We start from the raw sequence: 19,835 nt of genomic DNA, 5'->3' as shown, positions 1-19,835 counted from the left end.
ATGACACACCGCCTTCGCGAGCAGGCTCGCTCCCACAGGTTTTTTGTTCACAGGTATAGGTTTTTAGTTTCCCGGGAGAGGGCATGCGCGACTACAAGTGGCTGAACGAATACTGCTTGAACCGCTTCGGTTCGGCGGCTGAACTGGAAGCCCATCTGCCCGTTCCCAAGACGGCGGCGCAATTGCGCGACATTACCGACGATCGCTACCTGTCGACCATGGCGCTGCGCGTGTTTCGCGCGGGTCTCAAGCACAGCCTGGTGGACGCCAAGTGGCCGGCTTTCGAGGAAGTGTTCTTCAAGTTCGACCCGGAGAAAGTCGTGCTGATGAGTGCCGAACACCTGGAGCGCCTGATGCAGGACGCGCGGATCATCCGCCATCTGGGAAAGCTCAAGAGCGTACCGCGTAACGCGCAGTTCGTGCTGGACGTGGCCCATGAACAGGGCAGCTTCGGCGCGATGATCGCCGATTGGCCGGTGACCGATATCGTCGGGTTGTGGACCTTGCTGAAGAAGCGTGGCCATCAATTGGGCGGCCTGTCGGCTCCGCGTTTTCTGCGGATGGTCGGCAAGGACACCTTCGTGCCGAGTTATGACGTGGTGGCGGCGTTGAATGCACAGGACATCATCGACAAGGTGCCGAGCAGTCTGCGCGACCTGGCGTTGGTGCAGGACGTGTTCAACCAGTGGCATGCAGAAAGTGGCGGACGGCCGATGAGCCAGATCTCGATGATGCTGGCTTACACTGTGAATCACTAAGACCGAGTCGCCCCATTCGCGAGCAGGCTCGCTCCCACAGGGGACTTGTGTACGGCACAGATCCAATGTGGGAGCCAGCCTGCTGGCGATTGCAATCTTTCAGGCGACTGAGGGGGCGCCCTCGCCAGCCAACCTGCGATTCAACTGATACCGCCACCGCACGTACAACAGCGCCGAGCAGAACACCGCCAGGCTTGCCCCCATTTCCAGCAAGCCGAACATCTGCCGGTTCGGGTCATACGCGGCCAGTGCGCCCTTGATGAAATACAGGTTCACCACAAAACACATCCACGAATGCCCGCGGGGGCTGCCGATGATCATGCCAGGTGCCAGCAACAGCAACGGCACCAACTCGATCAGCAAAATCACCCATGGCCGGGCGCCGTGCAGGTCGGCCAACAGCAGGTAGTAGATACACAGCAAGCCCACCAGGCCGAAAAAACACAGCAGACTGATGACGCGCATGGCCCGGACACGGGGTTCAAGCCATTCGATGGCGGGCAGGATCTTCGGCTTCTTGGCCACTCTCAACCCTCCAGTTTCTGCGCCGTTTTGGCCAGGCGCATGCCCAGTGCGCGGCACAGCGCCACTTCATGGGCATCCAGACCGCTTTTGCCATCGGCACCGGCGTGGTGGCTGGCGCCATAAGGCGTGCCGCCACCCTGGGTTTCCAGGAGCGCGGACTCACTGTAGGGCAGGCCGGTGATCAACATGCCGTGGTGCAGCAGCGGCAACATCATCGACAGCAACGTGGTCTCCTGGCCGCCGTGCAGGCTCGCGGTGGAAGTGAACACGCCGGCCGGTTTGCCCACCAGGGCGCCGGTCAGCCACAGGTTGCTGGTGCCGTCGAGGAAATACTTGAGTGGCGCCGCCATGTTGCCGAAGCGGGTCGGACTGCCCAGGGCCAGGCCAGCGCAGTTTTTCAGGTCGTCGAGGCTGGCGTAGAGCGCGCCTTCTTCCGGAATATCCGGCGCCACGGCTTCGCATTCAGTGGAAATCGCCGGCACGGTGCGCAAGCGCGCTTCAAGCCCCGCCTGTTCCACGCCACGGGCAATCTGCCGGGCCATTTCATTGGTTGCGCCGCTGCGGCTGTAATACAGCACCAGAATGTACGGCGCGCTCACGGCAACAGCTCCAGGATTTGCTCCGGTGGACGACCGATGACGGCTTTGTCGCCGACTTCGAGAATCGGTCGCTCCATGAGTTTCGGGTGAGCGGCGATGGCGGCGATCAATTGCGCCTCGCTCAGGCTGCTGTCGGCCAGGTTGAGGGTTTTGTACTCGTCCTCGCCAGTGCGCAGCAATTGTCGGGCGCTGATGCCCAGCTTGGTCAGCAGGCTCTGGATTTGCTTGGCGTCCAGCGGGGTTTCCAGGTAGCGGACCACGGTCGGCGTCAGGCCACGGACTTCGAGCAGTTCGAGCGCACCGCGGGATTTCGAGCAGCGCGGGTTGTGATAAAGCGTCAGATCGGTCATGAGCGGGTCGCATCTTGCGTAAGGTGGCGGCTATTCTAACTGTGCAGCGCGTAATCCAGAACCTCGGGAGGCGATGGGTCGCAGGCGCATTCAATTTTTGACAAGGAACACGACATGACTAGGCGACTGGCAGCGGCATTGACGATCATCGGGACGTTGATGCTGGGGGGCTGCGGTAACGACTACGGGATCGATCAGAGTGGACAGAAAGTCGCTGCCGAGCGTCTGGATAAACAATGGCTGGTGCTCAATTACTGGGCCGAATGGTGCGGCCCGTGCCGGACCGAGATCCCGGAATTGAACGCGTTGGCCGAGCAGCTCAAGGACAGGAAAATCGGTGTGTTCGGGGTTAACTTCGACAATGTGCAGGGCCAAGAGCTGAAAAGCGCCAGCGAGAAGCTCGGGATTAAGTTCACCGTGTTGGCGCAGGACCCTGCCGAGCTGTTCGAACTGCCGCGCAGTGAGGCGTTGCCGGTAACCTACATCATCGATAACAAGGGCAAGGTGCGGGAACAGTTGATGGGCGAGCAGACAGCGGCGGGGGTGATGGCGAAGCTGGAGGCGTTGCAGGCTAAAAACTGATCAGGATGCTGGTCTATGGCTTAGAGTTTTTTGTGGCGAGGGAGCTTGCTCCCGCTCGGTTGCGGAGCAATCGTAAAACCAGTGCATGTGGTGTATCTGTCGAAACGAGTTGGCCGGGTTTAGGGCTGCTTCGCAGCCCGGCGGGAGCAAGCTCCCTCGCCACAGTCATTTGCCAGGAGGCAGAGGAGGGTCAATCAACCCTCTTCAAGCCACCAGCGCAGCGGCTTGCCTTCAGCCGGCCAGAAGCGCATCTGGTCGATCGATGAAACGTCCCAGCGCTGCACGTTTTCCAGGGCCTGGAGGAAGCGTTTTTCCTGCTCCATCAGTGCTGGGGCGCAGAGTTTGCGGGTGCTGCCGATCTTGCCGAAGCTCAGCTTGTTACCTTCCAGGGTATATGGCGCAAACCAATGGTTGCAGCCGCCGCTACCGTAGGCGCGACCGTCCTCATCGAGCGTGATGGTCAGGTGGCTGTAATCCATCAACGGCCGTTCGCCGATCCACTCCAGGATGTAGCTGCGGTTTTGTTGCAATTGCACAGGCTCGGCGGCGCAACCCAGCAGGCTTGCACCGACCATGCCGGCCAGAGCGAGGCGTTTCATCACGCGGGCTCCTGGCATTTCGGGCACAGGTGTTTCTCGCCGACGGTGCTCCAGCCCAACTCGGTAATCCGCGCGGTGGCGGCAGGCTTTTCGGCCTTGTTGCCCAGTTTGGCGTCGACCGCGAACTCGAAGCTCAGCTCCTTGGCGCAGTTGTCGCAGTTCACTTTCCACGTATGGATCGCCAGTTCGCCGAACACCGGACCACTGGCCACCGCGACCCATTGGCCGGGCGGATTGATCAAGTGGCGAACCGTTTCGACGGTCAGGCGCATGGACAAGTCCTTGGCGCCCTTGAGGGTCACGACCAGCACGTCATTGTTGCGAATCGAGCCGCCGTTGCCGGTGACTTGATAACGCCCCGGTACCAGGGCGCGGCATTCGGTGAGGGTGTGTTGCGGGTTCATCAGGCTGTAGCGGAAATCGTGTTCGACCATGGGTCCTCCAAATATGCGCGATATGCTAGCACGGGCATACGCGCAGCATGGCGCGGGCAGATGACCTTCGATCAGGTTCAGTCGTCCGTTACACGATTCTCGGGGGTGCCCGCCATCCAGGCCGCGATATTGCGCAAGGTGGTGGTGGCAATCGCGCCGAGGGCTTCGCGGGTCAGGAAGGCCTGGTGTGCGGTGACGATCACGTTAGGAAAGGTCAGCAGGCGTGCCAGTACATCGTCCTGCAGCGGCAGGTCGGAACGGTCTTCAAAGAATAGCTGTGCTTCCTCTTCATACACATCCAGTCCCAGATAACCCAGCCGACCTTCCTTCAATGCGTCGATCAGCGCAGGCGTGTCCACCAGGCCGCCGCGGCCGGTGTTGATCAACATCGCACCCGGTTGCATGTGCGCCAGCGATTCGCGGTTGATCAAATGTTTGCTCTGTTCGTTGAGCGGACAGTGCAGGCTGATGATCTGCGATTCGGCCAGCAACTGCGGCAAGCTCAGATAGTGCGCACCCAGGGCTTCGACCTGCGGGTTCGGGTAAGGATCGTAGGCCAGCAACCGGCAACCGAATCCGTTCATGATTTTGGCGAAGGTCGCGCCGATCTGCCCGGTGCCGACCACGCCGACGGTCTTGCCCACCAAGTCGAAACCGGTCAGGCCATGCAAACTGAAATCGCCTTCGCGGGTACGGTTGTAGGCGCGGTGCAAACGGCGGTTCAGCGCCAGGATCAGCGCCACCGCGTGCTCGGCCACGGCATGGGGCGAGTAGGACGGGACGCGCACAACCGCCAGCCCCAGGCGTTTCGCCGCCGCCAGGTCGACATGGTTGTAACCGGCCGAGCGCAGGGCGATCAGGCGCGTGCCGCCGGCCGCCAGGCGTTCGAGTACCGGGGCGCCGAGGTCGTCATTGATGAAGGCGCAGACCACCTCGTGATGCTCCGCCAGCGCCGCCGTATCCAGGCTCAGTCGCGCCGTTTGAAAGTGCAGTTCAATGCCGGCCGGCAGGTCGGTGGCGAGGAAACTGTCGCGGTCGTAGCTCTGGCTGCTGAAAAGTATCGTGCGCATGCGGTCCTCCTGGCAATTAAATCTTCAAGGCTTTCCCCCAACCCTGTGGGAGCTGGCTTGCCAGCGAAGAGGCGCTTAAATCTTGTGTTGTTCTTGAGGGTGCCTTCGCTGGCAAGCCAGCTCCCACAGGGATGAGGGTGAGCTTAGCGCCTGGTACTCACAGCGTCATTGCGCCATATCAAGCATTGATACGTGCCTGCGCGGCGAGGCGATTGATCGCCCGGTCGAGTTCTTCGAGGGCGCCGAAGGCTTTCGGGTCCTGCTGCTTGAGCAGGGTTTCGCTGCGTTGGCAGGCAGCGCGCAATTGCGGTACGCCGCAATAGCGGGTGGCGCCATGCAGGCGATGAACCCGTTCGATCAGGGCATTGTGGTCGTGGCTTTCCTGCGCCTGGCGGATCGCTTCGCGGTCGGCCTCCAGCGATGCCAGCAACATCGCCAACATGTCCGCCGCCAGATCGGCCTTGCCGGCCGCCAGGCGCAAACCTTCTTCGTGATCCAGCACCTGCAGTTCGTAGGCGCCGCCGTGGCTTTCGCCGGAGCGCTCCGGACCCTGGTTGCGCAGCGCCAGGCCGCTCCATTTCAATACCACCTGGGCCAGTTGCCGCTCGCTGATCGGCTTGGTCAGGTAGTCGTCCATGCCACTCTGCAACAGCGCACGTTTTTCGTTGGCCATGGCGTGGGCGGTGAGGGCGACGATCGGCAGCGGCGTGCAATGCCGTTCGCTTTCCCACTGGCGGATGGCTTCGGTGCTCTGGCGTCCGTCCATACCGGGCATCTGCACGTCCATCAGCACCAGGTCGAAGGTCTCGCTCTGTACGGCCCTGACAGCTGCGTAACCGCTTTCCACTGCAAGTACTTTGGCCCCCATGTCTTCGAGCAGGGTTTGTACCAGCAGCAGGTTGGCCGGGTTGTCGTCGACGCACAGCACTTTCGGTGCGCGGCTCGAGACCGGTTCACCGGGTTCGTTGCGGGGCTGGCGCGGGTTGACCAGATCGGACAGCGCCCGCCGCAATTTGCGCGTGCAGGCCGGTTTCGCCTGGAGCTGGCTGTGAGGGTTGGGCACCGAAAGGTGGAACAGCGTCTGTTCCGTGGTCGGGCACAGCACCAGCACTTTGCAGCCCAGGTGTTCGAGGTCCCAGATGTACTGGTTGAGGCGCTCCGGCGGCATGTCGTTACTGGTGACACCCAGCACCGCGAGGTCGATCGCCTGATCGGTCTGATGGGCGACGGTCACGCCGTTGGTCAGGCTTTCCAGGTTAGTGAACGGGGTGACAGCCAGGCCGCAGTCCTCCAATTGGTGCTGCAGCGCCTGGCGCGCCAGTTCGTGGTTTTCCAGCACCGCCACGCGGCGCCCGGACAACGGCGGACCGGGCAGGTCTTCAGTATCGTCGCGGGTTTTGGGCAGGCTAAGGCTGATCCAGAACTCCGAACCTTCGCCCGGCGTGCTGTCGACACCAATCTCACCGCCCATTTGTTCGATCAACCGTTTGGAAATCACCAGCCCCAGACCTGTGCCGCCGGGTTGCCGGGACAGCGAGTTGTCGGCCTGGCTGAATGCCTGGAACAGCGCGCGCACGTCCTGGTTCGACAGGCCGATGCCGGTGTCCTGGATGCTGATGCGCAGTTGCACGCTGTCTTCGTGTTCTTCTTCGAGCATGGCACGGGCAACGATGGTGCCTTCGCGGGTGAACTTGATGGCGTTGCTGACCAGGTTGGTGAGGATCTGTTTGAGCCGCAGCGGATCACCCACCAGCGACAGTGGCGTGTCGCGGTAAACCAGGCTCACCAGTTCCAGCTGTTTGGCGTGAGCGGCCGGGGCGAGGATGGTCAGCGTGTCTTGCAGCAGGTCGCGCAGGTTGAACGGAATATGATCGAGCACCAGTTTGCCGGCCTCGATTTTCGAGAAGTCGAGAATCTCGTTGATGATTCCCAGCAGGCTGTCGGCGGACTTTTCGATGGTGCCCAGGTAGTCGAGCTGGCGCGGGGTCAGCTCGCTTTTCTGCAGCAGGTGGGTGAAGCCGAGAATGCCATTGAGCGGCGTGCGGATTTCGTGGCTCATGTTGGCGAGGAATTCGGACTTGATCCGGCTCGCCTCCAGGGCTTCCTTGCGCGCCAGATCGAGCTCGATGTTCTGGATCTCGATGGTTTCCAGGTTCTGGCGTACATCTTCAGTGGCCTGGTCGATGCTGTGCTGCAATTCTTCCTGGGCGTTCTGCAAGGTGCCAGCCATGCGGTTGATGCCGGACGCCAGTTCATCCAGTTCCTGGCTGCCGAGGGGCGGCAGGCGGGTTTCCAGATGGCCGTCCTTGAGCTGTGCCACGGCTTGTTTGATCTGGCTCAAGGGGCGATTGATCGTGCGACCCATGCGCAACGCCAGCAGCGCCGCGCCCCCCAAACCTGCGAAGATCATCAGCAGGCTGGCGAACAGGCTGCGGTAACCGCGCAGCAGCATGCCGTTGTGGGACAGTTCGAGTTCGACCCAGCCCAGCAGGCGGTCGGCCTCATCGGGAATCACATCGCCCGCCAGATTGCGGTGTTTACCGAACACCGGCAGCAAATAACGCGTTGCATCATTGCCACTGCGGCGCAGCATCTGCGAGCTATCGCCCAGTGGCGCCTGATTGAGCATGATGGGGCCGGCGTGGGCGAGCAGCGAGCGGTCCGGTGCGAGGAAGGTCACGGCACGCACGTCCTGTTGTTCCAGGGACTCGGTGGCAATCCGCTCCAGCAGCTCGTTATTTTTGTGCCCCATGGCCGGCGCCACCAGCGGCGCGAGCTGCTCGGCGATCATTTCGCCGCGTTGCATGAGTTGGGCTTGCAGGTCGGATTGCTGCATCCAGGTAAAATAGCCACCCAGGACCAACGCCATCAGGCTGGTCGGCAACAGGGTCAGCAACAGCACGCGGCCTTTAATTCCCAGTTTCTTGAGCACGCATCTCTCCTGCTTCCAGCGATCGATAGACCTGCACATGCGTCCCGCACGCGCCACTTGCGCAGTGTAGCGATTTGCAGGCAGGCAATCCTCGTAAAATTGAAGTCGTCATTCGTCGGTCGGTTCGACACTTTTGCGCGCAGGACACCCCCCCGGGTTGCCCTGTGCCGCGCAATCTTGAATAATTATCAACTGAGAATTATTTGCAGATACTCATGACTCCCATCACTGCCGACCATCCCCGTATCCTCTCCATCGAAGACGACCTCGTGCTCGGTGCCTATGTGCATGAGCATCTGGGGCGTAGCGGCTTTCAGGTGACCTGGTGCCAGAATGGACAGGAAGGCCTGGACGCTGCCCGTCGGCAAGCCTTCGATGTGGTGCTGATGGACATCCTGCTACCTGGCCTGGATGGGCTTTCTGTGTTGACGCAACTGCGCCAGAGCCATTCCACCCCGGTGCTTCTCATGTCGGCGCTTGGGGCCGAGGCGGATCGCATCAGCGGTTTTCGCCTGGGGGCCGATGATTACCTGCCCAAGCCTTTCAGCATGGTCGAGTTGCGGGTGCGCATCGAAGCGATTCTGCGTCGGGTGGCGCTGGATCGTCGGCCGACGCCGGTGGCCGTTGCTCCGGCGGCGGACAGTCTGCGTTTCGACGATGAGCTGTTCGAGGTTTTCTATGGCGAGCAGGCGGCCGGGATGACCCGCAGTGAGTATCGGCTGCTGGAAACCCTGAACCGCAACGGCGATGAAGTGTTGAGCAAAGCCTTCCTTTATCAGCATGTGTTGCAGCGTGGCTACGCGGCCCACGATCGTAGCCTGGACATGCACATCAGCCAGATCCGTCGCAAGCTCAAGGCCATCGGCTATACCGAGCGCGAAGTGCGCACGGTATGGGGCAAGGGTTACATCCTGAGTGCCGGCGATGAAATGTAAGCTGCCGGGGCGGCATTCGCTGTTCTGGAAGCTGGCCTGTCTGCTGGTGGCGTTCTGTCTGCTGATGATCTGGCTGAGCTGGTCCTGGGGGCGCTACATGGAGCAGCGCAACCAGTTCCTGTCGGATGAAGCGCGCGGCACCCTGACGCGCTATGCCGCCGAGGCCGAGCAAGCGTGGCGGCAGCGCCAGCAGGAGGGCGTCGATAACTGGCTGCAGAGCATGTACCAACGCGAAACGGGTTGGGTGGGTGTCATTGGTGGTGATTTACAGTCGTTGAGCAGCTATACGCTGACGGACAGGGAAATCGAGCGACTGACCTTTCTTCGGGGTCTGGATTGGCCCATCCACAAAAAAGGGCGGCCATGGATGCGTGTACCGTTTCCGGGTGACTCGTCTGCCGGCAGCCTGGTGATCGAGCTGCCCGAACGTTTTGTACCCGGGCGCTATCGGGTGTTCTGGCGAGTGATCACCAACGGTGTGATTCCAGGGCTGTTCACCTTGTTGCTCTGTGTCGGCCTCTATCGTTTGCTGGTGGTGCCGCTTAACCACCTGCGCGCCCAGGCCAATGCCTGGCGCGCCGATCAGTTGAATGTGCGGTTGTCGCGTCGCACCACCAACCGTTCCGATGAATTGGGTGAGCTGGGCAGGGCGTTCGATCACATGTCCGAACGCCTGCAAAGTACCGTGGCGTTGCAACAGCAACTGCTGCGCGACTTGTCCCACGAGTTGCGCACGCCGCTGAGTCGCCTGCGGGTGGCCAGTGAAAGCGAGCAGGGGCTGGACGCCTTGCGCGAACGTATTGGCCGTGAGGTCGATGGGATGCAGCGGCTCGTCGAAGACACGCTGCAACTGGCCTGGCTCGACACCGAGCGCACCCGTTTGCCCGACGAAGCGATCCAGGTCCAGGCCCTGTGGGAAATGCTCACCGAAAATGCGTGTTATGAAAGTTGCTGGCCGCAAGGGCAGTTGCAGTGCTCGGTGGATTCCTCCTGCTGGGTGCGCGGCCATCTCAATACCCTGGCCCAGGCCCTGGAAAACATGCTGCGCAACGCGATTCGACATTCACCCGAAGGTGGTGTGGTCACGCTGGGTGGTCGACGTGATGGCAAATACTGGCATTTATGGCTGGAGGATCAGGGTGGCGGTGTGGCGGAAGCTGATCTGGAGCGGATTTTCCTGCCCTTCACCCGTCTTGATGGCTCACGGCCGGGGGATGGTGGATTTGGCTTGGGCTTGAGCATTGCGAGGAATGCGGTGCAGCGTCAGGGCGGCAGGCTTTGGGCTGAAAACACCGGGAGCGGGTTGCGGATGAATATGCGGTTGGTGGCGCAGGGCGCCTTCGCGAGCAGGCTCGCTCCCACCCTGGACATTGATTGCCCGCAGATTACGTGACCGACCCCCATCCCGGCGGGAACGAGCCTGCTCGCGGCCCACCCAACAACGACCGTTCTGATTTTGCCAGAGCGTTCCCGAGATTCTGTACGACTTTTCCCAAAGGGTATCACCGGTCATTTCAAACATCCTTGGCGGTTTAAGCTCACGCTTTTACTCATGTTCAAGGAGTCATGCATGACTGTACCCCAGGCGCCCGGTAGCAGAACCGACGACCGTTTCAATGAAGTGCTTGCACTGATTCAAAGCGCCAGACGACAGGCCATGCAGGCGGTGAATACGCAACTGATCGAGTTGTACTGGCAGGTTGGTGCTTATATCAGCCGTAAGCTGGAGAAAGCCGAATGGGGCGATTCCGTGGTCGGTCAACTGGCCGAGCATCTGGCTCAGACTCAACCGGGGCTGCGTGGTTTTACCCGGCCTAATCTGTTTCGCATGCGTCAGTTCTACGAGACTTACCGGAGCCACGAGAAAGTCTCACCGCTGGTGAGACAATTACCCTGGACCCATAATCTGGTCATTTTCAGTCAAAGCAAACACCCGGAAGAGCGGGAATTTTACTTGCGAATGGCTATCCAGGAGAAATGGTCGAAGCGCGAGCTGGAACGCCAGTTCAAGGCTGCGCTCTTTGAACGCAGCGTGACCGAGCCGGCAAGAGTCTCCGCAGTTCTGAAACAGACTCACCCCTCAGCACTTGAGATATTCCGTGACGCCTACATGGTCGAGTTTCTCGACCTGCCCACCGCCCACGCCGAAACGGATCTGCATCGGGGACAGACAGAGAAGGCTGAATCAGTCGCTTATTCCCATAAACCATAAGCACCACACTTTGCGTGATATGGGCTTGCGAGGTTTGCCGGTATGATAGGCGCCCCCGCAGTCTGGATTGCGAATACGCCATGACCTTGCAGTACCCAACCATCGCCGATTGCGTCGGCAACACTCCGCTGGTCCGTTTGCAGCGCCTGCCCGGCGAAACCAGCAACACCCTTTTGCTCAAGCTCGAAGGGAACAACCCGGCGGGTTCGGTCAAGGACCGTCCGGCGCTGTCGATGATCACCCGTGCCGAGTTGCGCGGGCAGATCCACGCCGGCGATACGCTGATCGAAGCGACCTCGGGTAATACCGGGATCGCCCTGGCCATGGCTGCCGCGATCAAGGGTTACAAGATGATCCTGATCATGCCGGACAACTCCAGTGCCGAACGCAAGGCCGCCATGACCGCCTACGGTGCCGAGCTGATTCTGGTCAGCCAGGAACAAGGCATGGAAGGCGCCCGAGACCTCGCGCAGAAGATGGAAGCCGAAGGCCGCGGCAAGGTACTGGATCAGTTCGCCAACGGTGACAACCCGCAAGCGCACTACACCACCACCGGCCCGGAAATCTGGCGCCAGACCGAAGGCACCATTACCCATTTCGTCAGCTCCATGGGCACCACCGGTACCATCATGGGTGTTTCGCGCTACTTGAAAGAGCAGAACGAAAACGTGCAGATCATCGGTCTGCAACCCATGGAAGGTTCGGCGATTCCGGGTATCCGTCGCTGGCCTCAGGAATACCTGCCGAAGATTTACCAGGCCGATCGTGTGGATCGCATCGTCGACATGGCCCAGAGCGAAGCCGAAGACGTGACCCGTCGCCTGGCCCGCGAAGAAGGCATCTTCTGCGGCGTGTCGTCGGGTGGTGCAGTGGCCGCCATGCTGCGTCTTTCGAAGGAAGTTGAAAACGCGGTGATCGTCGCGATCATCTGCGACCGTGGCGACCGTTACCTGTCGACCGGCATTTTCGACGCGCCCAACTGATGGCCAAACATGAGAGAGGCTTGCGTTTCCAGCCCACGGGCGGCAGCAAGGCCCCGCAAGTCCCGACCGGCAAAAAGCAGCGCCTGACCATCGAGCGCCTGGCCAATGACGGTCGTGGTATCGCGTTTTTCGAAGGACGTACCTGGTTCGTCATCGGCGCATTGGCCGGTGAAGAAATCGAGGCGCGCGTGCTCGGTGCCCACGGCAAAGTGGTCGAGGCGCGTACCGAGCGGGTGTTCAAGGCCAGCGAACTGCGTCGCCCGGCGCCGTGTGCCCATGCCGGTCGCTGCGGCGGTTGCAGCGTGCAACATTTGCCTCACAGTGAACAGCTCGCCCTGAAACAGCGCATGCTCGCCGAGCAATTGACCCGGGTCGCCGGTGTAGAACCCGAAGAATGGGCGGCGCCTTTGAGCGGTCCGGAATTCGCTTACCGTCGCCGCGCCCGGGTAGCGGTGCGCTGGGACATGAAGGCGAAAAAACTCGAAGTCGGTTTCCGCGCGGCCGGCAGCCAGGACATCGTCGCCATCGATGAATGCCCGGTGCTGGTACAGCCCTTGCAACCCATCATGACCCGCTTGCCGGAGATGCTGCGGCGCTTGAGCAAACCCCAGGCGCTCGGGCACGTGGAGTTGTTCAGCGGTTCATCGCTGGCGGTCTTGCTGCGACACATGGCGCCGCTGTCGGAAAGTGACATGACCATCCTCAAGGATTTTTGCGCGTTCCATGAAGCCCAGTTGTGGCTGCACGGCGATGGCGAGCCGCATCCGGTCGAAGCCGATCAATCCTTGGGCTATCGTCTGGAACAGTGGAACCTGGAGTTGGCATATCGACCCGGAGATTTCGTCCAGGTCAATGCGGGGGTCAACGAAGCCATGGTGGCCCAGGCTCTGGACTGGTTGAAACCGACAGCGGATGAGCGAGTACTCGATTTGTTCTGTGGCCTGGGCAACTTTGCCTTGCCGCTGGCCCAGGCCGTTCGTGAAGTGGTGGCGGTGGAAGGCGTGGAGGTGATGGTCGAGCGGGCAGCCGCGAATGCCGTCAGCAACAATCTGAATAATGCGAAGTTTTTTCAGGCCGATTTATCCCAGCCTCTGACCGATGCCGAATGGGCGCGTGAAGGCTTTTCTGCGGTACTCTTGGACCCACCGCGTGACGGTGCTTTCGAGGTGGTGCGCAAGCTCAAGTCCCTGGGCGCCGAACGGTTGGTGTATGTGTCGTGCAACCCGGCAACTCTGGCGCGCGACACGGTCGAATTGATCAAGCAGGGCTACCGGTTAAAACGTGCCGGGATTCTCGATATGTTTCCTCAAACGGCGCATGTCGAAGCCATGGCGTTATTTGAAGCGAGCTAGGAAGGCTCGTCTGGTCCGACTGACCAGTCCGTGCAGCCGCGTACCAGTCCGGCGTGGGCTCACGGGCAATGAAGGTCAGCGATTCTGACGCATTGAATCTGCGTCGTAGGGAAGGTAAGCAAGATGGTACAGGTGAGAGCACACCAGCCGATCAACACCGACGGCAGTATCAATCTCGAGGCTTGGCTCGATCATGCGGTCAGTGTCGATCTGGCACTGGATCGCGAAGCCTTGAAGGAAGCCTGCGAGTACGCTCGCGAGGCGGAACAACAAGCCAATGCGGCAAAGAATTTGTGGTCCGAAGGCAACTCGAGTTTCCGCACCGGCCTTGAAATCGCCGAGATCCTCGCCGATCTCAAACTCGATCAGGATTCGCTGGTCGCCGCGGTCCTCTACCGGGGTGTGCGCGAAGGCCAGATCCAGTTGCCGGCGGTCAGCCAGCGCTTCGGTCCGGTGGTGGCCAAGCTCATCGACGGCGTGCAGCGCATGGCGGCGATCAGCGACAGCCTGAGCCCGCGTAAATCCCTGGTGCTGGGCACCCAGGGCCAGGTGGAAAACCTGCGCAAGATGCTGGTGGCCATGGTCGACGACGTGCGCGTCGCCCTGATCAAACTGGCCGAACGCACCTGCGCGATCCGTGCGGTGAAAACCGCCGATGACGAAAAGCGCAACCGCGTGGCCCGCGAAGTGTTCGACATTTACGCGCCACTGGCCCATCGCCTGGGTATCGGTCACATCAAATGGGAACTGGAGGACTTGTCCTTCCGTTACCTGGAGCCTGACCAGTACAAGCAGATCGCCAAGTTGCTCCACGAGCGGCGACTGGATCGCGAGCGCTTCATCAGCGACGTGATGAGCCAACTGAAAAACGAATTGCAGGCCACCGGCGTCGAGGCCGACATCAGCGGTCGGGCCAAACACATCTATTCGATCTGGCGCAAAATGCAGCGCAAGGGTCTGGAATTCAGCCAGATCTACGACGTGCGCGCCGTTCGCGTGCTGGTGCCGGAAATGCGCGACTGCTACACCGCGCTCGGCATCGTCCACACCTTGTGGCGGCACATCCCCAAAGAGTTCGACGACTACATCGCCAACCCGAAAGAGAACGGCTACCGCTCGCTGCACACGGCGGTGATCGGACCCGAGGGTAAGGTGCTGGAAGTGCAGATCCGTACCCACGCGATGCACGAGGAAGCGGAGCTGGGTGTTTGCGCGCACTGGCGCTACAAGGGCACCGACGTCAAGTCCGGCTCCAATCACTACGAAGAGAAAATTTCCTGGCTGCGCCAGGTGCTCGAGTGGCATGAAGAGCTGGGCGACATTGGTGGCCTGGCGGAACAGCTGCGAGTCGATATCGAACCTGATCGCGTCTACATCTTCACGCCGGACGGTCACGCCATCGACTTGCCGAAGGGCGCGACGCCGCTGGACTTCGCCTACCGCGTGCATACCGAAATCGGTCACAACTGCCGCGGCGCCAAGATCAACGGGCGCATCGTGCCGCTCAACTACAGCCTGCAAACCGGTGAACAGGTCGAGATCATCACCAGCAAGCACGGCACGCCGAGCCGCGACTGGCTGAACCCGAACCTGGGTTACGTCACCACCTCGCGGGCACGGGCGAAGATCGTTCACTGGTTCAAGTTGCAGGCGCGCGACCAGAACGTTGCTGCCGGTAAAACCCTGCTTGAGCGTGAGCTCAATCGCCTCGGTCTGCCGGCGGTGGATTTCGACAAGCTGGCCGACAAGGCCAACATGAAAACCGCCGAGGACATGTTTGCCGCGTTAGGTGCCGGCGACTTGCGCCTGGCGCAACTGGTCAATCTGGCGCAGCAACTGGTCGAACCGGAGCGCGGCAATGAACAGCTGGAACTGATTCCGCGCAAGGCCACCGGTTACAAGCCGGGCAAGCGTGGCGACATCCAGATCCAGGGCGTCGGCAACCTGATGACCCAGATGGCGGGCTGCTGCCAGCCGCTGCCGGGGGATGCGATCGTCGGTTACATCACCCAGGGCCGTGGCGTGAGCATTCACCGCCAGGATTGCGCCTCGGTGCTGCAACTGGCCGGGCGCGAGCCGGAGCGGATCATCCAGGTCAGTTGGGGACCGGTGCCGGTGCTCACCTATCCGGTGGACATCATCATCCGCGCCTACGACCGTTCGGGACTGCTGCGTGACGTTTCCCAAGTGCTGCTCAACGAGCGGATCAACGTGCTGGCGGTCAACACCCGCTCGAACAAGGAAGACAACACCGCGTTGATGTCCCTGACCATCGAGATTCCGGGGCTGGATGCGCTGGGGCGGTTGCTGGGGCGAATTTCCCAATTGCCGAACATCATCGAAACGCGGCGTAACCGTACCCCGTGATGATTGGCGCCGATCCAATGTGGGAGCGAGCCTGCTCGCGAAGAGGGAGTGCCAGCCGACATCAATGTTGTCTGACATACCGCTTTCGCGAGCAGGCTCGCTCCCACAAGGGTTTTGCAGTGAGAGTGACCGATGTACAGCCTTGAAGACCTGCTGCACCTGATGAACCGCCTGCGCGACCCGCAGTTCGGCTGCCCGTGGGACATCAAGCAAACCTACGCCACCATCGTCCCGCATACCCTTGAAGAAGCCTACGAAGTCGCCGACGCCATCGAGCGCGGTGACTTCGATCACCTGCAAGGTGAGCTGGGCGATCTGCTGTTCCAGGTGGTTTATTACAGCCAGCTGGCGCGGGAGGAAGGGCGCTTCGAATTCGACGGTGTGGTCGACAGCATCACCCGCAAGCTGATCCGTCGTCATCCCCATGTGTTCCCCACCGGCGATCTGTACGCGCCGCTGGATGTGCCGCGTCTGAGTGAAGAACAGGTCAAGCAGCGTTGGGAAGAGATCAAGGCCGAAGAGCGCGCGGAGAAATCCGACGCTCCGCAACAACTGTCCTTGCTCGATGACGTCCCCGCCGCGTTGCCGGCGTTGTCCCGCTCGGCCAAGTTACAAAAGCGTGCAGGGCAAGTCGGTTTCGACTGGCCCGATGCGCTGCCGGTGCTGGACAAGGTCCGTGAAGAGCTCGATGAAATACTCGAAGCGATGGCCGACAACGACCCGACGGCGATTGCCGATGAGGTCGGCGATCTGCTGTTTTCCGTGGTCAATCTGGCGCGACACCTCAAGGTCGACCCGGAAACTGCGCTGCGTGGCGCCAACAGCAAGTTCGAACGACGCTTCCGTTTTATCGAACAGGCATTGCGCGACACCCACCGTCCCATGGAAGATTGCACCCTCGAAGAGTTGGACGCCCTATGGGGCGAAGCCAAACGTCAGGAAAAGAATGTGCCCAGCTGCGGTTGAGCAGTTGCCTAAGTGAGTAATAAGCACCATGAGCATTTCCCTTCGCGACCAGTTGCTCAAAGCAGGGCTGGTCAACCAGAAGCAGGCCAAGCAGGTCAGCAAAGAAAAGCAGAAACAGCAGCGCCTGGCCCACAAAGGTCAGATCGAATTGGATGATTCCCAGCAGCGTGCCGCCCAGGAAGCCATGGCCGAGAAGGTCAAGCGCGATCAGGAGCTCAACCGCCAGCAGCAGGAAAAAGCCGAGGCCAAGGCCCGTGCCGCGCAGGTCAAGCAATTGATCGAAGCCACACGCCTGCCGAAGTTGACGACCGAGGACTACTACAACTTCGTCGACGACAAGAAGGTCAAGCGCCTCTCGGTCAACACGCTGATGCGCAACAAGCTCAGCAATGGATCATTGGCCATCGTGCATCACGCCGGCGGTTATGAAGTGATCCCGCGTGAAGCAGCCCTGAAGATCCAGGAGCGCGATCCGCAGCGCATCGTGCAGATGAACGTCAAGACCGAAGAGGTCAGCGCCGAGGACGATCCGTACGCGGCGTACCAGATCCCTGATGATCTGATGTGGTAAACCGCTGAGGACGGCTACAACGACAAACCCCGTCATGGATGTGGTTTTGTGTAGGAGCTAGCTTGCTCGCGATGGTCGTTAACGATTACGCGTGTTTACTGGCTAAGCGCAGCGCTCTTGAGTCCATCGCGAGCAAGCTCGCTCCTACGCGGAGCGTAGCGCTCGTTGCTGCTCCAGAACTTCCAGTTCGGCCTTGTAGTTGTGGGCGTCTTTCTCGGAATGGAACATCCCGACCAGCAGGTCCTGTTGGTACACATCCCAGATCCGTACACCGGCGGCTACGCCTTCATGGGACATGTGTGAATCGTCGCGTTCAGTTACTTTTACAGTCATCTGCTAGCTCCAATCTCTGTTATCTGCAGCAAGGCGTGTGCAGGACTCTGTTATAGGTTTTGTTAGCCTGCTAAGTAAACGACTGAGTTTGGATAGGGTTTTTTGCAAAAATGGAAACAGTCCTGCAGCCCGCGAAATCCGTGGCATTCAGTCGCAGGGCGTTTGGTTTCATGACAAAAGCTTCATGTTGAACAGACGATTTCAATCCTGTGGGAGCTGGCTTGCCAGCGATAGCGATGTGTCAGGCGACGCTGATACTGGCTGTGCCGACGTCATCGCTGGCGAGCCAGCTCCCACAGGTTTTGTGCTCAGTGGTAATTTCAGTGCGAAAAAAAAACGCCCCGAACCAGTCGGGGCGTTTTCATGTGCGGCTCAGCGGCGGGGTATTACTTACCCTGCCAGCGCTTCAGTACCAGGGTGGCGTTGGTGCCACCGAAACCGAAGCTGTTGCTCATCACGGTATCGATCTTGGCGTTTTCCTGGGTCTTGGTCAGTACCGGCAGGTCGGCCACTTCAGGGTCCAGCTCATCGATGTTGGCGGAGCCGGCAATGAAGTTACCTTCCATCATCAGCATGCAGTAGATCGCTTCGTGAACGCCGGCGGCGCCCAGGGAGTGACCCGACAGGCTCTTGGTGGAGCTGATGGCCGGAGCCTTGTCGCCGAACACTTCACGCACACCTTTCATTTCCGCGACGTCGCCGACCGGGGTCGAGGTGCCGTGGGTGTTCAGGTAGTCGATCGGGGTGTCGACGGTGGACAGCGCCTGCTGCATGCAGCGGATCGCGCCTTCGCCACTTGGGGCAACCATGTCGTAGCCGTCGGAGGTCGCGCCGTAGCCGACGATTTCCGCGTAGATCTTCGCGCCACGGGCCAGAGCGTGTTCCAGCTCCTCGACCACGACCATGCCGCCGCCGCCAGCGATGACGAAACCGTCACGGTCGGCATCGTAGGCACGGGAGGCTTGTTGCGGGGTGTCGTTGCGCTTGCTGGACAGGGCGCCCATGGCGTCGAACAGGAACGACTGGCTCCAGTGTTCTTCTTCACCGCCGCCGGCAAATACGATGTCCTGCTTGCCCATCTGGATCTGTTCCATAGCGGTACCGATGCAGTGAGCACTGGTGGCGCAGGCAGAGGCGATGGAGTAGTTCAGGCCCTTGATCTTGAACGGGGTGGCCAGGCAAGCGGAAACGGTGCTGCTCATGGTCCGCGTTACACGGTATGGGCCGACGCGCTTGACGCCTTTCTCGCGCAGGATGTCCAGCGCTTCCATCTGGTTCAGCGTGGAGGCGCCACCGGAACCGGCGATCAGGCCGGTACGCGGGTTGGAAACCTGCTCTTCGGTCAGGCCGGAGTCAGTGATGGCGTCTTTCATGGCCAGGTAGGCGTAAGCCGCCGCGTGGCCGACGAAGCGATAGATCTTGCGATCGATCAGTTCTTCAAGGTTGAGGTCAATGGAGCCGGAAACCTGGCTACGCAGACCCATTTCGGCATATTCCGGGTTGAACCGGATGCCAGGGCGGCTTGCACGCAGGTTAGCGGAGACGGTCTCTTTGTCATTGCCCAGGCACGAAACAATGCCCAGACCAGTGATAACGACGCGGCGCATGCGAATAACCCTTAGAAGTTGTCAGTGGAGGTGAACACGCCGACCCGGAGGCCTTCGGCGGTGTAGATTTCGCGACCGTCGACAGTGACCGAACCGTCGGCGATGGCCAGGTTCAGCTTGCCCTTGAGGACGCGCTTGATATGAATGTTATAGGTGACTTTCTTGGCGGTCGGCAGGACCTGGCCGAAGAATTTCACTTCGCCCGAACCCAGGGCGCGACCGCGGCCTGGCAGGCCTTGCCAACCGAGGAAGAAGCCGACCAGTTGCCACATGGCGTCGAGGCCCAGGCAGCCCGGCATCACCGGATCGCCTTCGAAGTGGCAGGCGAAGAACCACAGGTCCGGAATGATATCCAGCTCGGCGACCAATTCACCTTTGCCGTACTTGCCACCCTCTTCGCTGATCAGGGTGATGCGATCAACCATCAGCATGTTCGGGGCGGGCAGTTGCGCGTTACCTGGGCCGAACAGCTCACCGCGACTGCAGCGCAGCAGGTCTTCCCGGGTAAAGGCGTTTTGTTTGGTCATGCGAGCTCCTCAATAGTCCCATGCGGCAGGTGGGGCAAATCTTCCCGGCCGATCGAAGCGTTCATGCCTCGAACCGGCAGCCTACTCATAGACTATTGCGTTGTGGTGAAAGTCACAGCACCAAGGACATGAA

General features: G+C 60.7%; 19 protein-coding genes and 1 pseudogene. 10 read left to right on the top strand and 10 right to left on the bottom strand.

The window, feature by feature from the left end:
• Positions 1-83 precede the first annotated feature (83 nt).
• Positions 84-758 carry a DNA-3-methyladenine glycosylase I gene (locus CKW21_RS20760; RefSeq protein WP_095195785.1) on the top strand — a complete coding sequence of 225 codons (675 nt, stop codon included), beginning with the start codon at positions 84-86 and terminating at the stop codon, positions 756-758.
• Between the two features lie 99 nt (positions 759-857).
• On the opposite strand, the gene CKW21_RS20755 is transcribed toward CKW21_RS20760, so the two are convergent.
• The 3 genes from CKW21_RS20755 to arsC are packed head-to-tail and all read right to left on the bottom strand — an operon-like array spanning position 858 to position 2,232.
• Positions 858-1,283: a DUF2069 domain-containing protein gene (locus CKW21_RS20755; RefSeq protein WP_095195784.1), complete on the bottom strand. Its 426-nt coding sequence runs from the start codon at positions 1,281-1,283 to the stop codon at positions 858-860.
• Positions 1,284-1,285: 2 nt separating this feature from the next.
• Positions 1,286-1,882, bottom strand: coding sequence for an NAD(P)H:quinone oxidoreductase (gene wrbA, locus CKW21_RS20750; RefSeq protein WP_095195783.1), 597 nt, complete (start codon positions 1,880-1,882; stop codon positions 1,286-1,288).
• Complete coding sequence (gene arsC, locus CKW21_RS20745) at positions 1,879-2,232, bottom strand: arsenate reductase (glutaredoxin) (protein WP_095195782.1); 354 nt, start codon at positions 2,230-2,232, stop codon at positions 1,879-1,881. Before arsC ends, wrbA begins: the two co-directional genes overlap by 4 nt.
• Before the next feature lie 114 nt (positions 2,233-2,346).
• Here arsC and CKW21_RS20740 point away from each other — a divergent pair, with 114 nt between their 5' ends.
• On the top strand, positions 2,347-2,814 hold the full coding sequence (locus CKW21_RS20740) for a TlpA disulfide reductase family protein (protein WP_095195781.1): 468 nt from the start codon (positions 2,347-2,349) through the stop codon (positions 2,812-2,814).
• A gap of 194 nt (positions 2,815-3,008) precedes the next feature.
• Here the strand turns inward: CKW21_RS20740 and CKW21_RS20735 are convergent, their stop codons facing one another.
• The 4 genes from CKW21_RS20735 to CKW21_RS20720 form a co-directional block, all read right to left on the bottom strand.
• Complete coding sequence (locus CKW21_RS20735; RefSeq protein WP_095195780.1) at positions 3,009-3,413, bottom strand: META domain-containing protein; 405 nt, start codon at positions 3,411-3,413, stop codon at positions 3,009-3,011.
• Positions 3,413-3,847, bottom strand: a complete 435-nt coding sequence (locus tag CKW21_RS20730) for a hypothetical protein (protein ID WP_095195779.1) — start codon at positions 3,845-3,847, stop codon at positions 3,413-3,415. Before CKW21_RS20730 ends, CKW21_RS20735 begins: the two co-directional genes overlap by 1 nt.
• Before the next feature lie 77 nt (positions 3,848-3,924).
• A complete protein-coding gene (locus tag CKW21_RS20725; protein WP_095195778.1) occupies positions 3,925-4,917 on the bottom strand; it encodes a 2-hydroxyacid dehydrogenase in 993 nt (330 codons plus the stop codon).
• 178 nt (positions 4,918-5,095) lie between these two features.
• Entirely contained in the window at positions 5,096-7,849 is a 2,754-nt protein-coding gene (locus CKW21_RS20720) for a response regulator (protein ID WP_095195777.1), read from the bottom strand.
• Between the two features lie 215 nt (positions 7,850-8,064).
• On the opposite strand from CKW21_RS20720, the gene CKW21_RS20715 reads away from it, so the two are divergent.
• From CKW21_RS20715 to CKW21_RS20680, 8 genes and pseudogenes are all read left to right on the top strand, one after another.
• Positions 8,065-8,784 (top strand): response regulator transcription factor, encoded by a 720-nt coding sequence (locus CKW21_RS20715; protein WP_095195776.1) that lies wholly within the window; start codon positions 8,065-8,067, stop codon positions 8,782-8,784.
• Positions 8,774-10,177 (top strand): sensor histidine kinase, encoded by a 1,404-nt coding sequence (locus CKW21_RS20710; protein ID WP_095195775.1) that lies wholly within the window; start codon positions 8,774-8,776, stop codon positions 10,175-10,177. Before CKW21_RS20715 ends, CKW21_RS20710 begins: the two co-directional genes overlap by 11 nt.
• A 177-nt stretch (positions 10,178-10,354) precedes the next feature.
• Positions 10,355-10,951 (top strand): annotated as a pseudogene (locus CKW21_RS20705) (DUF1016 N-terminal domain-containing protein); the annotation flags it as partial.
• A 125-nt stretch (positions 10,952-11,076) separates the two neighbouring features.
• Complete coding sequence (gene cysM / locus CKW21_RS20700; protein ID WP_095195774.1) at positions 11,077-11,979, top strand: cysteine synthase CysM; 903 nt, start codon at positions 11,077-11,079, stop codon at positions 11,977-11,979.
• Positions 11,979-13,331, top strand: a complete 1,353-nt coding sequence (gene rlmD, locus CKW21_RS20695) for a 23S rRNA (uracil(1939)-C(5))-methyltransferase RlmD (RefSeq protein WP_095195773.1) — start codon at positions 11,979-11,981, stop codon at positions 13,329-13,331. Before cysM ends, rlmD begins: the two co-directional genes overlap by 1 nt.
• Positions 13,332-13,454: 123 nt before the next feature.
• Positions 13,455-15,698, top strand: a complete 2,244-nt coding sequence (gene relA, locus CKW21_RS20690) for a GTP diphosphokinase (RefSeq protein ID WP_095195772.1) — start codon at positions 13,455-13,457, stop codon at positions 15,696-15,698.
• A gap of 132 nt (positions 15,699-15,830) precedes the next feature.
• Positions 15,831-16,664 (top strand): nucleoside triphosphate pyrophosphohydrolase, encoded by an 834-nt coding sequence (gene mazG, locus CKW21_RS20685; RefSeq protein ID WP_095195771.1) that lies wholly within the window; start codon positions 15,831-15,833, stop codon positions 16,662-16,664.
• 28 nt (positions 16,665-16,692) lie between these two features.
• A complete protein-coding gene (locus CKW21_RS20680; RefSeq protein WP_095195770.1) occupies positions 16,693-17,235 on the top strand; it encodes a DUF2058 domain-containing protein in 543 nt (180 codons plus the stop codon).
• 144 nt (positions 17,236-17,379) lie between these two features.
• On the opposite strand, the gene CKW21_RS20675 is transcribed toward CKW21_RS20680, so the two are convergent.
• From CKW21_RS20675 to fabA, 3 genes are all read right to left on the bottom strand, one after another.
• Positions 17,380-17,568 (bottom strand): hypothetical protein, encoded by a 189-nt coding sequence (locus CKW21_RS20675; protein WP_095195769.1) that lies wholly within the window; start codon positions 17,566-17,568, stop codon positions 17,380-17,382.
• A gap of 386 nt (positions 17,569-17,954) precedes the next feature.
• Complete coding sequence (fabB, locus tag CKW21_RS20670; RefSeq protein ID WP_095195768.1) at positions 17,955-19,175, bottom strand: beta-ketoacyl-ACP synthase I; 1,221 nt, start codon at positions 19,173-19,175, stop codon at positions 17,955-17,957.
• An 11-nt stretch (positions 19,176-19,186) separates the two neighbouring features.
• On the bottom strand, positions 19,187-19,702 hold the full coding sequence (gene fabA / locus CKW21_RS20665) for a 3-hydroxyacyl-[acyl-carrier-protein] dehydratase FabA (protein ID WP_095195767.1): 516 nt from the start codon (positions 19,700-19,702) through the stop codon (positions 19,187-19,189).
• Positions 19,703-19,835: the final 133 nt, after the last annotated feature.

Source organism: Pseudomonas sp. Irchel 3A7 (genome assembly GCF_900187565.1).
GTDB lineage: Bacteria > Pseudomonadota > Gammaproteobacteria > Pseudomonadales > Pseudomonadaceae > Aquipseudomonas.
Note: the sequence above shows the minus strand (reverse complement) of the source record. Positions and strands in the feature narration are given on the sequence as shown.

Coding starts and splice junctions, on each gene's coding strand:
- CKW21_RS20760 (WP_095195785.1), top strand. CDS start 84: ATGCGCGACTACAAGTGGCTGAACGAATACTGCTTGAACCGCTTCGGT.
- arsC (WP_095195782.1), bottom strand. CDS start 2,232: ATGACCGATCTGACGCTTTATCACAACCCGCGCTGCTCGAAATCCCGC.
- CKW21_RS20740 (WP_095195781.1), top strand. CDS start 2,347: ATGACTAGGCGACTGGCAGCGGCATTGACGATCATCGGGACGTTGATG.
- CKW21_RS20735 (WP_095195780.1), bottom strand. CDS start 3,413: ATGAAACGCCTCGCTCTGGCCGGCATGGTCGGTGCAAGCCTGCTGGGT.
- CKW21_RS20730 (WP_095195779.1), bottom strand. CDS start 3,847: ATGGTCGAACACGATTTCCGCTACAGCCTGATGAACCCGCAACACACC.
- CKW21_RS20725 (WP_095195778.1), bottom strand. CDS start 4,917: ATGCGCACGATACTTTTCAGCAGCCAGAGCTACGACCGCGACAGTTTC.
- CKW21_RS20715 (WP_095195776.1), top strand. CDS start 8,065: ATGACTCCCATCACTGCCGACCATCCCCGTATCCTCTCCATCGAAGAC.
- CKW21_RS20710 (WP_095195775.1), top strand. CDS start 8,774: ATGAAATGTAAGCTGCCGGGGCGGCATTCGCTGTTCTGGAAGCTGGCC.
- cysM (WP_095195774.1), top strand. CDS start 11,077: ATGACCTTGCAGTACCCAACCATCGCCGATTGCGTCGGCAACACTCCG.
- rlmD (WP_095195773.1), top strand. CDS start 11,979: ATGGCCAAACATGAGAGAGGCTTGCGTTTCCAGCCCACGGGCGGCAGC.
- relA (WP_095195772.1), top strand. CDS start 13,455: ATGGTACAGGTGAGAGCACACCAGCCGATCAACACCGACGGCAGTATC.
- mazG (WP_095195771.1), top strand. CDS start 15,831: ATGTACAGCCTTGAAGACCTGCTGCACCTGATGAACCGCCTGCGCGAC.
- CKW21_RS20680 (WP_095195770.1), top strand. CDS start 16,693: ATGAGCATTTCCCTTCGCGACCAGTTGCTCAAAGCAGGGCTGGTCAAC.
- CKW21_RS20675 (WP_095195769.1), bottom strand. CDS start 17,568: ATGACTGTAAAAGTAACTGAACGCGACGATTCACACATGTCCCATGAA.
- fabB (WP_095195768.1), bottom strand. CDS start 19,175: ATGCGCCGCGTCGTTATCACTGGTCTGGGCATTGTTTCGTGCCTGGGC.
- fabA (WP_095195767.1), bottom strand. CDS start 19,702: ATGACCAAACAAAACGCCTTTACCCGGGAAGACCTGCTGCGCTGCAGT.